Raw genomic sequence first — 12,540 nt, 5'->3', positions numbered from 1 at the left:
ATCGCCGGCATAGCTCAGTTGGTAGAGCAACTGACTTGTAATCAGTAGGTCCACAGTTCGAATCCGTGTGCCGGCACCATTATTAAACCTCGTAAGTCTTAGATTTATGGGGTTTTTTATTATCTATAGTTTTCCAGTGCATTCTTTTCTTGGTTCATCTTGTGGTCCATCAATTCAATAGTCTTGTGGTCTAAAATCAAGAATAAGTAACTATAATCCAAACTAGTTTCCTCTCTATAGCCATTTTCAAGCACTCCACTTCTCCAATCGGGCTACGTTAGAGATGAAGCATCTAGGTATCCCATCGAGGCGTATGACGAGTGGAAAATGGAACACTTGGGGAGTTTTTGATATTTCTTGGATTCGCTGTTTAGTACAGGACTTCTAGGCTCAATCCTTGTAGGTCGTGGGGTATTCTGCTAGAAGATCATTCATATAACCAGGATTCGGGTTAAATATTTTCTTTATTTTAATAAAACTTTAGACTTATTATTCTCCTTGTAAAAAAACACCTCATGATTATTATTAATAATAATAATATTTTTTGAAGCATTTAAAGTAATATTTTTCACTACGCCTAGACTATTTACTAAAGCCAAGTTAATAAATTTTTCTCCACTTTCTTCGGAAAATGGTGAAACTATTATCAACAATCCATTATTTGATTTAGGTAATACTACAGACGCACCAAAACTATCATCTAAAAAGTTATAAACTTTGGATAATTCTATAATATTAATTAATTTAACCTTACTACAACTATTTTATTATTTTCTAAAATACATTTTAAATGATCCTCTGAGTTATATGGAAGAGACGTAACAGGAAATCCATCATCATTTTTTTCAATATTATTGTTCTTATGAAAATTTACAGAAATATTTTTTATTCTTATAATATATTCATCTCTTAAACATTGTTCTTTTTCTAAAGCCGTTCCTTCTCCCATAGAATATCTAATCTTATTTTCACAGTTATTTTTAATTCTACTTTTCCAGTTTCTATAGTCATCTTTCTTCTTATTATTTAAACCATCTAATTGATATAAAAGATTTTTGTTTTCTTTTAAAACACACTGAAGGCTTTCATTAACATTAATTAAATTAACCCGAATCGCGGATAAGAAATGGACTTGAAAAACAGAAGGACTAGAGCCATCAGTTGAGTTACCACACAAAACCCACAACTCTAGTCCCGATGTTCAATAGTACTGAATTATTCTGTGTAATTGATGATTTCTTTCTTAAATTTGAAGCAACCTACTGGAAATTCCTCAAGCAAAGCCATCACTGCTTAAGAATCCGAAAAGCGCAACTGAGTATCTCTGAAATCATCTTTATCGCCATTTGGTATAAGTGTTCTCACTTCAATAATTTCAAAGCATTTTTTTCATGGCTGAAACAGGATAAAAGTCATTTATTTAAAAACTTACCTTGTTATCAACGCATGATTCACCTGATTAATATGCATCAATTAGCACTACATGCTTTACATGTAGCCTTAATGAAAGGTCAACGGAGCCAATATTTATGGGTTGACTCAACCACTTTACCTGTTTGTAAAAACCAACGGATTCAACGCCATAAATCATTATCTAAAATTGCTTCTCGCGGTAAAAGCTCAATGGGCTGGTTCTACGGCTGTAAATTACATGTTGTGATGAATCAACTTGGAGAAATAGTTTGTTCAGCATTATCCAATGGACATGTGGCTGACATAAAAATGGTTGAGCATTTGGTTGAAGGCTTAGAAGCAAAGCTTTACGCGGATCGTGGTTATATCAGCCAAGATTTAAAAAGTAGGTTGAAAGATCAAGGTATTGATTTAATTACTTATCATCGAAAGAATATGAAGTTTATTCAACTACAAGAATCTGATGAATATCACTTAAAACAGCGCAATAAAATAGAGACTTTATTCAGCCTATTGAAAGGACAGTACAATTTAGTGACGAGTAGAGTACGTAGTGTTTGTGGATTTCTAGGAGGGATTTATGCTTCATTGTGCGCATATCAATTGAGCCACAGAAATAAGCCAACCATTCGAGTAATCGAATAGTTGGCTTAAACAGGATTCAGGTTAAATTACAATTTAATAATTTTTTTTCAGCATAAGTAATATTTAAAAAACTTAACATAGAAATCATTAATAATACATTTAAACACTTATTCATTTCTCTAAATTCCTTTAAAATTTTTAGGTAAAATAATTTTAAATGGTTTTGATATATGTCTTTTTAGCTCTTCTACCGTTAACTGCACATAAATGGATTTATCATTCCAAAATATTAACTATTACTGATGCCATGTTAGAGCGCATGTTCGGTACGTCTGGCGATGGAATCCATGACCGTCTACTGCATTTCGTAACACCTCTGGATGGCGCCTATTACTTTGCACCGAGTGAGGAGTTGCTGGAAGAGGTGTTGGAAGGGTAAAAATGAAAAGCCGATGAAAGTCGGCTTTTTATTTCAATTACTATCAGAATGAGAATTCTTTTTTATTATTTCCTTCAAAATATTAGACCTCTTGCGAAAGTAAAAACTGCCTCAATATAGATTGCATGAAATATCAGAAATTAAATCGTTTTTCAGATTCTGAATTCCAGCGCTTGGTTGGTGTACCTCGAGCAGTTTTTAGTGAAATGGTCGAAGTTTTAAAAGAAGCAGAATCACTTAAAAAGAAATTAGGGCGTCCTCATACTTTAGCTATAGAGGATCAATTATTATTAACACTCAATTACTTACGGAGCTACAACACCCAATTGGAATTGGCGGCAAATTACCATATCGCTGAAAGTAATGTGAATCGAACTATTAAAAAGGTTGAAGATGCATTAATGAAATCAAGACGTTTTACCCTGCCAAAACGCAGCATTACCACAGCAGACGAACAATTTAACTGGGCTTTGTTGCACAAACCTAGCATCAAAAGCTTATTCAGCAATATAATTTCAAAATGAATAAGCCTGCCTCTAAAATCTACCGTACAACCAATTGGTCATCCTATAACCGAGCCTTAATTAACCGAGGTAATATTTCCATTTGGTTTGATCCAAAGACTCAGTGGTATGCACAATCACAAGGCAAGCAAGGTCGAAATCAAACCTACTCCGATACAGCGATTCAATGCTGCTTAATGATCAAATTACTATTCCGACTCTCTTTACGTATGGTCACAGGTTTTGTTCAAAGTCTGATTAAACTCTCTGGATTAGATTGGACAGCTCCGGATTATTCCACCCTTTGTCGTAGACAAAAGCATATTGATATTGCGATTAGCTATCAAAAAAGTAGTGATGGACTGCATCTACTCGTAGACTCTACTGGTTTGAAGTTTCTTGGTGAAGGTGAATGGAAACGCAAGAAACATGGGGCTGAATATCGTCGCCAATGGCGTAAGCTTCACATTGCTATAGATGCTAAAACCCTGCAAATACGTGCAGTACAACTCACCACAAATAATGTCAGTGATTCTCAAGTACTCGAAGATTTACTTGCTCAAATTCCCTTGGATGAACCAATTGATTCTGTTTATACAGATGGTGCTTATGACACAAAGCACTGCCGACAAGTCATTTTAGATCGAGATGCACATGCGATCATTCCACCTAGAAAGAATGCAAAGCCTTGGAAGGATCAGCAAGCGAGGTCTATAGAGCGGAACGAATTATTAAAGACAGTCAAACGGCTAGGCAGATCGCTTTGGAAAAAGTGGTCTGGTTATCACCGTCGAAGTTTGGTTGAAACCAAGATGCATTGCATCAAATTATTAGGCGATAAATTAACAGCGCGGAGTTTTCCAAGTCAGGTGAATGAGATCCATGCACGCATAGCAGTCTTGAATAAATTCACAGAATTAGGTCGCCCTCATACCCAAGTTGTCTCTTAAATTTGAGTAGCTTAAGGGAACTCAGCCTTTCAAACCTTTATGCAACAAAGCCGGCAACAGTTGATTGAACTGGTTCATGACCGGAATATTGTGATTCTGTCTGATGAGGTCTATGAACATCTGGTCTTTGACGATGTTCGCCATATTTCGGCAGCCAGCTTTCCGCAGTTACGTGAACGCAGCTTTGTGGTGGGATCTTTTGGTAAAACCTTTCATGTCACTGGCTGGAAAACCGGTTTTTGTGTAGCGCCTCCGCCTTTGATGCAGCTATTTAGACAGATTTACCAGTTTGTCAGCTTTTGTGGTGTGACCCCGATTCAGGTTGCCCTGACTGAATATATGCAACTGCATCCCGAGCATATTCATCAGCTCTCCAGTTTTTATCAGGCCAAGCGCGATTTGTTTAATACAGAACTGGCAGGCACACGTTTTCAATGGACGCCTACTCAAGGGACGTATTTCCAGAATCTGGACTATCGTGAGATTCGCCCCGATCTGGATGGCTTGTCAATGTGTCATTATCTGGCCCAGCAGCATGGCGTGGTCGCCATTCCAGTTTCTGTATTTTATAAAGATCCTCCACAAAATATACATTTGCTGCGCTTCTGTTTTGCCAAAAAAAATGAAACCTTAATTGAAGCAGCACATATTCTTGCCAAAGTTTAAAACACAGGCTGTGCCGTTACTGAAAAGCTAAGGCGTTTTAACTGCCGATCTAGCATAATTCGCTAAGATAAGTATTTGAAAAACCAAGAACAGGACCTTATATGGCGCAGCAGGCTTTAATTCAGCAAAAAAATCTGTGGAAAACCTTTCTGGTCTTTCTGTTGCCATTAATTGCGACCAATATCCTGCAAAGTCTGTCCGGTACGGTAAATACTATCTTTGTCGGGCAGATGTTGGGGGTCAACGCGATTGCTGCTGTTGCGGTGTTCTTTCCGATCCTGTTTTGTTTGATGGCTTTTGTGATCGGGCTCTCTGCCGGGTCGACCGTCCTGATTGGGCAGGCCTGGGGCGCTAAAAACCTGGAAAAAGTACACTGTGTGGTGGGCTCTACCTTATTTATGACCCTGATTGGGGGAAGCCTGATTGCCCTGTTGGGGGTCATTTTTGCGGAGCAGATTTTACTTGCGCTGGGCACAGATCCTGAGGTCATGCATTTATCATTGCCCTATGTACAATGGATGCTGGCTGGCAGTCCCCTGATTTTTATTTATATTATTTATACTTCCATTTTACGTGGTGTCGGTGACAGTACCACCCCACTGTTCGCTTCAGCATTAACGATTGGGATCGGTCTGGGGGTCACGCCAGTCCTGATTGCCGGCTATTTTGGTTTTCCTCGGATGGGGATTATCTCGCCTGCTATCGCCACTATTTTAGGCAATCTGGCCGTACTGGTTTTTTTAGTGCTGTATTTAAATTATAAACAGCATCCACTGAAACTGGACTGGGCCTTAATTAAAAATATCCGCCATCAACCCCAGTTGAGCAAGATCATTTTACGGCTAGGCATTCCTACCGGAGTGCAGATGGTGACGACTTCCGTGGCAGGATTAGTGATTGTAGGACTGGTCAACCGTCATGGAGCTGAAGCAACGGCGGCCTATGGTGCGGTCAATCAGGTCCTGAACTATATCCAGTTTCCCGCTTTATCTATCGCTATCGCTGCCTCAGTCTTTGGGGCGCAGGCCATTGGTGCAGGAAAGTCGGATTTACTCAATAAAGTCACCCGAACCGCCTTAAGTATGAATATCCTGTTCACTGGCGGATTGGTAATTCTTGCTTATTTGTCTTCTAAATATCTGATGGCTCTGTTTATTACCGATCCAGCGGTGGTGGTGCTGGGTCAGCAGCTCCTGTTTATTGTACTGTGGTCGATCCTGTTCTTTGGCGCCAGCGCGATTTTTGCCTCGATTATGCGTTCTAGCGGTACAGTGACGGTGCCCATGCTGATTAATATTCTGACCATTCTCGTTATTGAGGTGCCTTGTGCCTATCTGTTTAGCCAGTGGTGGGGCTTGGAAGGCATCTGGTATGCCTACGCACTGACCTTCGTAAGCTTGTGTATTTTGCAGGGCTTGTATTACCAGTTGGTCTGGAAGAAAAAAACTATTCAGGCCTTGATCTGAGGGTTTTAAAAATCAATATGTTATTGCATAGTCCACGCATTTTTAATATTAAAAACTGACAGATACAGTGATGACATCCGGTTTATAAATTAAACCAGCTGTAACTTTCCGGCTTATAGAGAACTGGCTGATTTTCTTATCTTGTCTTCGGAATCAATTAAAATAAACCGCATCAATCAAGTTAAAAGCCCGCTTTCGCGGGCCGAGGTAGAGGAAGGTGATTAAGCTGATTTTTTGCCTTTTTTACCCAGACGCGAAGCCAGAGCAGTGACGCGCTGATAACCGGTGGGCAAGATGCGCTGGATCATATCCAGGGCCTTGGCATCATTACCGATCAGCAGACGGCGTTTGTCTTTCTGCACCGCATCCAGAATCTGGCGAGCAGCTTCTTCAGGCGGACAACGCAACAGTTTATTAAAATTACGTGCCGATTTTTCAGGATGCATCCCTAAGCTCAAAAGACTATCATTCATTTTGGCTGCATTGGCAATATTGGTGCGAATTCCACCCGGATGTACACACAGCGCGCTTACACCGCAATTTTGCATATCCAGCTCCTGACGCAAGGATTCGGTAAAACCACGTACCGCAAACTTGGTCGCGTTATAAGCAGACTGGGTGGGCTGGGCGGTCAAACCAAACAGGCTGGAAATATTGATCACATGTCCATCACCGGTTTTTTTGATCAACGGCAGGAACTCCTTGGTACCATAGACCACGCCCCAAAAATTGATTCCTACAATCCATTCCAGATCTTCATAGCTTGCACCCTCAACCGTACTGCCCAAGGCAACACCTGCATTATTAAAGATCATATTCACGCTGCCATGATCCTGCTCGACCTGCTTGGCCCAAGCCTGAACTTCAGCCAGATTGGCGACATTCACTTTTTGAGTGGTGACACGGACATCATTGCCTTTCAGCAGCCCGAGTGTTTTTTCCAGCCCCTGCTCATTAACATCACTCAGTGCCAGATGACAGCCCTGCTGTGCCAGAAGTACAGCCAGCTGCTGGCCAATGCCAGAACCGGCACCGGTAATCGCTGCAACTTTATTGTTAAAATTTTTCATTGAGATTCCTTGAATTAAATACTGCCAGTCCATGACAGCCGGTATTTTTGTCTGTTCAGGATGCAGCCCATCATTTCAATATAGTTTTGACAATAAGTATTGTCAATCACTCTATAATGTCTCTACAGGCCAAGTTTCAGTCTGAAATTTCAGCATAGGTCAAATGCAGATTTGTTGATAAGATAGCCCCAACCTTTAGCGAGACTGCCACTGAAAGTTATGACCAATTCAGCTCCTTCAACCACAAAAGCACCAGCGACCCGCGCTAAAGAGCGTCAGTTTAAAGGCCTGTCGATGGCGGAGCGCCAGCAGTTACGTCGTGAAAAACTAATCGAAGCCGGTATCGAAGCTTATGGCACCCATGGTTTTTTTTCGGTGACGGTCAAAGATATCTGCAATGAAGCCAAGCTCACCGAACGCTATTTTTATGAGTCTTTTAAAAAAAGTGAGCACCTATTTCAGACCATTTTTTTACAGCTGATTGATGAGTTGCAGCAAAATGTCATGCAGGCCATGCTGCAAGCCTCAGCCGATCCGCAAAACATGATTAAAGCCGGCTTGACCGCCCTGCTAACAACTTTAAAAGATAATCCACGTATGGCACGGATTATTTATATTGATGCCATGCTGGTACAGGAGCTGCATAATCAGGCCACGATTCATGAAACCATGTTGCGCTTTGACCGCATGATTCATGCCTTTGTCATGCTGATGATGCCGAACCTGAGCCGCTCTGAACAGGAGCTTTCTTTAGTGTCGACCGGACTGAATGGCTATGTTACCCAGATTGCAATCCGCTGGGTCATGAGCGGCTTTAAACAGTCGATGGACGAAGTGCTGTCCTCCTGCAGTATTATTTTTCTGGCCCTGCTGGAGCATTTTGCCGAGAAAAAAGTCAAAGCCTAGTTTTTATAGAGAAATAGGTTTTTTATCTTGATCAGCCGCCACTTATTTTTAATTTTTAATTTATTTACAATAATTTAAACAAATAACCTGAGTTAAAAATGTCCGATTTCTAATTAAATTTTTATTAAAATTGTCACAAATCTTTGCGAAACTTCGGCTATTTTCCCTTTCTGCAATGATACTGTCATAATTAGTCTTTGTAATAAGCCTGTCATAAATATAAAACGGTCCACCGTTTGCATGAAATAGGGTATTGCGTTGTGAAAGATGACTACATATTAATCGTCGATGACGAACTCCCAATCAGGGAAATGATTCATACCTCTTTGGATATGGCAGGATTTCAGTGTCTGCAGGCAGAAGATGCCAAACAAGCGCATCAGATGATTGTGGATCAGCGTCCGGCTCTCATTTTACTGGACTGGATGATGCCAGGTGGAGTGAGCGGCGTAGACCTCTGCCGTCGCTTGAAACGTGATGAATCCCTGTCTGAAATTCCAGTTATCATGCTGACCGCCCGTGGTGAAGAAGATCATAAGGTACAGGGACTGGATGCCGGTGCTGATGACTACATGACCAAGCCATTTTCTACACGCGAACTGGTCTCACGGATTAAAGCGGTTCTGCGCCGTGCCAATGCGCTAAGTGGAGAAAAAACCATTGATGCCAATGGTCTGGTGCTGGATCCAGTGAGCCAACGGGTGAATTTTGGCAACAAGATTCTGGAAATGGGTCCGACCGAGTACCGTTTGCTGGCATTTTTCATGACGCATCCGGAACGCGCCTATACCCGCACCCAATTACTGGACCAGGTTTGGGGGGGTAATGTCTATATTGAAGACCGGACCATTGATGTCCATATCCGCCGCTTGCGCAAGGTCCTAGAGCCTTATGGGGCAGACCGTTTTGTGCAGACTGTACGTGGTACCGGCTACCGCTTCTCAACACGGGCCGATGTTGCCGCTGGTTAATTTCTTTTAGGTAACCCTAGTTTTATGTATGAACCTTACCCTGTCCCCGAGCTGGCACGTGACCACAAGAAATTCCGTTACAGCAGCTTATGGGATTTTGCCAAGCAGGATTTACGCTTACTGGCATTTTTTCTGATCATTGCCGCTTTTATCGGCTTCGGGATTGGGTATTTCTGGGTTTGTCTGGTACTGGCATTTGTGGCTTTTTTTGCCACCCAGATGCGCTCCCTGTATCTGGTCAATGAGTGGATTTCAAATCGCCCCTATGATGTCCCCCCTAATATTCACGGAATCTGGGGGGCTTTGCTGTTCAATGTATATCGGGCCCAGCGTCAGGAACGTATTGTTCAGGCGGAAATGGTCGAGCTGATTGACCGGGCGCAATCCTCACTGGTGGCCTTACAAGAAGCGGTGGTGCTGATTGATGACAACCAGCAGATCGAATGGTGGAACCCGGCAGCAGAACGCCTGCTTGGCATCTCTCCGGATGATCGCCGCCGTAATATTCTTACGCTGTTACGTCAGCCGATTTTTATCGAATATTACCACAATATTGATCAGGCCCCTGATGGCCTGAAAATGAGATCTTCCTTGTTTGAAGATCATTATGTACAGGTCAAAATGACTCGTTTTGGTGGTGAAAGCCGCCTGCTGGTGGCTTATGATGTCACCCGGATGCATAATCTGGAGCAGATGCGCAAAGATTTTGTCGATAATATTTCGCATGAGCTGCGCACTCCACTGACGGTTTTAAGTGGATATATTGAAACCTTCACCGATCAGGAAGATATCAATCCCCGCTGGAAACGTGCCTTTGACCAGATGCAGTCCCAAACCCGGCGCATGAATGCACTGGTCAATGATCTGCTCCTGCTGTCGCGTCTGGAAAATGACAAAAATATTGCCAAGAACCAGATTATTGAAATGCCAAGCTTGATGAATCAGCTGTTTGATGACGCACAGGCCTATAATGTTGATTATGGTCATACTCTGAATCTGGATATTGACAGTCATTGTGACCTGATTGGTTCCGACATGGAACTGGCCAGCGCCTTTAGCAACCTGATTACCAATGCCATCAAATATACGCCTAAGGGCGGGAGCATCACCATGGGCTGGCATGATGATGGCGAGTCGGCCTACTTTATTGTAGAAGACAATGGGATCGGGATTGATCCGAAACATTTGCCACGCCTGACCGAGCGTTTTTACCGGATCGATTCAGACCGCAGCCGGCGCACAGGTGGCACCGGTTTAGGTCTGGCCATTGTCAAACATGTGCTGATGCAGCATCAAGCCCATCTGGAAGTGGAGTCTAAAGAAAATGAAGGCTCAACCTTTAAAGTGGTTTTCCCTAAAGAACGTCTGAGCTTTCCAGAATAATCCGTACAGCCAAGGAAAAAGGTGCATATTGCACCTTTTTTAAGCATTTAAGAGCTGATCTGTTTTTCTCTGCTCAGTGCACGCGCATAGGCTGCACGTTGTGCCACCCGTTTAAGATAGGCTTGAATGGCCGGATAACTTTGGCTTGTCCGGCTCTGCATCGCCTCCAAAGGAAAACTCATCTGAATATCGGCAAAACTGAAGTGCCCAGCAAAATAATCATGCTCGCTCAAATAACTTTCCAGAAACTGGATATGATCTTTTAAGCGGCTCTGTACAAACTGTTTCTTCACTCCATCGCAGATTTTTTTGGCTACAGGCCGAATCAGCAAAGGAGTATGTTTAGGCACAGTGGTCATCACCAGTTGCATCACCAGCAGCGGCATTAATGAACCTTCCGCATAATGCATCCAGTAACGGTACTGGGCCTTGTCGGCAGGATCTTCTGGACGAAACTGCTGCTGTTGGTCATAAGTTTCCTGTAAATATTCCAGGATCGCTGCAGATTCCGCCAGTACCTGAGCCTGATCGACCAGAATCGGCGCCTTGCCCAATGGATGGATCTGTTTTAAGGCCGGTGGCGCAGCAAGATTGGGCTGACGCTTATAGTATTTAACCTCATAATCCAGCCCTAATTCTTCCATGGCCCACAGGATACGAAATGATCGCGATTGTTCGAGATGATGTAAAACACGCATATGAGACTCATAATTTTATTGTTCTTGCTTTTCGAGCATAGCAAAAGCTGCGTCCTGTAACTCAGTTTTTGATGACTGTGGTGACAGCTTTTCTATTTTTCCGCTTCATTCATGGAGTTTAATTCAAAAATGCTCCAAGTAGACTTGCAGTCTTACTGATTTATCTGGAAGGACGCATCCGGTCTGGAAAAGCCGGCGCTTCCAGGCGGGGTCCGTCATAATCGGGAATAGCGCCAAAACGGGAATGCCCTTCACTCCACTGATCCCGTGCCATTTTTAATTCTTCAGTGGTGCGGCCAACAAAATTCCACCACAGTAAAATCGGGCTTTCAAAAGGTTCTCCACCTAATAATAGAACCCGGCCACCTGTATGAATCTGAATATCCACATGTTCCAGTCCTGGCTCCAGAATTACCATATTGTCTTCTGTCAGCTCATGTCCATTAATGCTGGCGCTGCCTTCTAAGGCCATAAAGCCATATTCAAATTTAGGATTTAAGCTAAGGCGGGCGGAGGTACTTTCTTGAGCAAACAGATCTACCCCCAGCAATTCACTATGTACTTTAACCGGCGATCTGGTATTTAAATATTCTCCAACCAGCACGGTAAACTCAATCCCCTGTGCTTGTACCACAGGCAGTTCCGGATAATGGTCAAACGCAGGCGCCATATTGAGCTTGTCATCCGGCAAGGCAATCCAGAGCTGGGCGGCATGCATCTGGGTTTCAGTATCGGGAGATACTTCGGTATGAGAAATCCCATAGCCGGAAGTCATCAGATTCACCTGTTTAGGCCGGATGAGCTGCTGGCTACCGATGCTGTCATTATGCATCATGGTACCTTCGATCATCCAGGTAAAGGTTTGCAGACCGATATGCGGATGCGGTCCCACATCCAGACCACTCCCCTGAGGAAAGCTGGCAGGCCCGGCATGATCCAGAAAGCACCATGCGCCGATCATACGTTTATGCCGGCTAGGCAAGGCACGTTTAATCACAGTCCCCTGCCCAATTTCTGCCCGTCGCAGAGGAAATTCCTGAATAAACTGATTGATATATTTTTGACAGTCATCGGAATAAGACAGTTCAGTTTCTTGATTATATGACATGGTCGGGCTTACCTCAGCACCTTAAAAATATGATTTCCTTTGCCAGCTTCCTCGCAGCTACCCGCTGTATGAAGTTGCACTATTGAAACAATGTACCGCTTCTGCGCATAAAGTCTAACAACAGAAATATTTAGATACTTATTTCATGCCAAGCTATACATCCTTTTGCTTTGATCTATTGCAGTTTTACTTTGTAAAACTGTTTCTACCGTTTAATTTTTCTAACGTTCTGCAAAAAAAGTAATCCGCCCCTCTTCAAAATTAGCTGCAATGAATAAAGACTTTACTCAGGTCCAGATAGTTTTATATATTTCACGTGAAACAACCCACAAAATAATAAAAAATATACAATATCAATAATATAATTATTCTCGATATTGGA

Annotated in this window: 10 protein-coding genes, 1 tRNA gene and 3 pseudogenes; 10 read left to right on the top strand and 4 right to left on the bottom strand. The window is 42.6% G+C overall.

What is annotated here, in order from left to right; genetic code table 11:
* The first annotated feature begins 3 nt into the window (after positions 1-3).
* Positions 4-79, top strand: a tRNA-Thr gene (locus E5Y90_RS00890).
* Positions 80-739: 660 nt separating this feature from the next.
* Here the strand turns inward: E5Y90_RS00890 and E5Y90_RS00885 are convergent.
* Positions 740-1,186 (bottom strand): hypothetical protein, encoded by a 447-nt coding sequence (locus E5Y90_RS00885; protein ID WP_174659139.1) that lies wholly within the window; start codon positions 1,184-1,186, stop codon positions 740-742.
* A gap of 11 nt (positions 1,187-1,197) precedes the next feature.
* On the opposite strand from E5Y90_RS00885, the gene E5Y90_RS00880 reads away from it, so the two are divergent.
* From E5Y90_RS00880 to E5Y90_RS00855, 6 genes and pseudogenes are all read left to right on the top strand, one after another.
* Entirely contained in the window at positions 1,198-2,058 is an 861-nt protein-coding gene (locus E5Y90_RS00880) for an IS982 family transposase (protein ID WP_174659138.1), read from the top strand.
* Between the two features lie 223 nt (positions 2,059-2,281).
* A pseudogene (locus E5Y90_RS00875) lies at positions 2,282-2,437 on the top strand (peroxidase); the annotation flags it as partial.
* A gap of 125 nt (positions 2,438-2,562) precedes the next feature.
* Positions 2,563-2,913, top strand: a pseudogene (locus tag E5Y90_RS00870) (transposase family protein); the annotation flags it as partial.
* Between the two features lie 44 nt (positions 2,914-2,957).
* Positions 2,958-3,890: an IS5 family transposase gene (locus E5Y90_RS00865; RefSeq protein ID WP_174659137.1), complete on the top strand. Its 933-nt coding sequence runs from the start codon at positions 2,958-2,960 to the stop codon at positions 3,888-3,890.
* A 45-nt stretch (positions 3,891-3,935) separates the two neighbouring features.
* Positions 3,936-4,556, top strand: a pseudogene (locus tag E5Y90_RS00860) (aminotransferase class I/II-fold pyridoxal phosphate-dependent enzyme); the annotation flags it as partial.
* A 101-nt stretch (positions 4,557-4,657) separates the two neighbouring features.
* Complete coding sequence (locus E5Y90_RS00855) at positions 4,658-6,022, top strand: MATE family efflux transporter (protein ID WP_151205197.1); 1,365 nt, start codon at positions 4,658-4,660, stop codon at positions 6,020-6,022.
* Positions 6,023-6,243: 221 nt separating this feature from the next.
* Here E5Y90_RS00855 and E5Y90_RS00850 read toward each other — a convergent pair whose 3' ends face one another.
* Complete coding sequence (locus E5Y90_RS00850; RefSeq protein WP_174659136.1) at positions 6,244-7,092, bottom strand: SDR family NAD(P)-dependent oxidoreductase; 849 nt, start codon at positions 7,090-7,092, stop codon at positions 6,244-6,246.
* Positions 7,093-7,311: 219 nt separating this feature from the next.
* Here E5Y90_RS00850 and E5Y90_RS00845 point away from each other — a divergent pair, with 219 nt between their 5' ends.
* From E5Y90_RS00845 to phoR, 3 genes are all read left to right on the top strand, one after another.
* Positions 7,312-7,998: a TetR/AcrR family transcriptional regulator gene (locus E5Y90_RS00845; RefSeq protein ID WP_151205195.1), complete on the top strand. Its 687-nt coding sequence runs from the start codon at positions 7,312-7,314 to the stop codon at positions 7,996-7,998.
* Between the two features lie 260 nt (positions 7,999-8,258).
* On the top strand, positions 8,259-8,969 hold the full coding sequence (phoB, locus tag E5Y90_RS00840) for a phosphate regulon transcriptional regulator PhoB (RefSeq protein WP_151205194.1): 711 nt from the start codon (positions 8,259-8,261) through the stop codon (positions 8,967-8,969).
* 24 nt (positions 8,970-8,993) lie between these two features.
* Complete coding sequence (phoR, locus tag E5Y90_RS00835) at positions 8,994-10,352, top strand: phosphate regulon sensor histidine kinase PhoR (RefSeq protein WP_151205193.1); 1,359 nt, start codon at positions 8,994-8,996, stop codon at positions 10,350-10,352.
* A 47-nt stretch (positions 10,353-10,399) separates the two neighbouring features.
* Here the strand turns inward: phoR and E5Y90_RS00830 are convergent, their stop codons facing one another.
* Complete coding sequence (locus E5Y90_RS00830) at positions 10,400-11,050, bottom strand: glutathione S-transferase family protein (RefSeq protein ID WP_174659135.1); 651 nt, start codon at positions 11,048-11,050, stop codon at positions 10,400-10,402.
* A 160-nt stretch (positions 11,051-11,210) separates the two neighbouring features.
* A complete protein-coding gene (locus E5Y90_RS00825) occupies positions 11,211-12,158 on the bottom strand; it encodes a pirin family protein (RefSeq protein WP_174659134.1) in 948 nt (315 codons plus the stop codon).
* Between the last annotated feature and the right edge of the window lie 382 nt (positions 12,159-12,540).

Source organism: Acinetobacter sp. 10FS3-1, from assembly GCF_013343215.1.
GTDB lineage: Bacteria > Pseudomonadota > Gammaproteobacteria > Pseudomonadales > Moraxellaceae > Acinetobacter > Acinetobacter lwoffii_C.
This window is presented reverse-complemented; position numbering and strand designations above follow the sequence as displayed.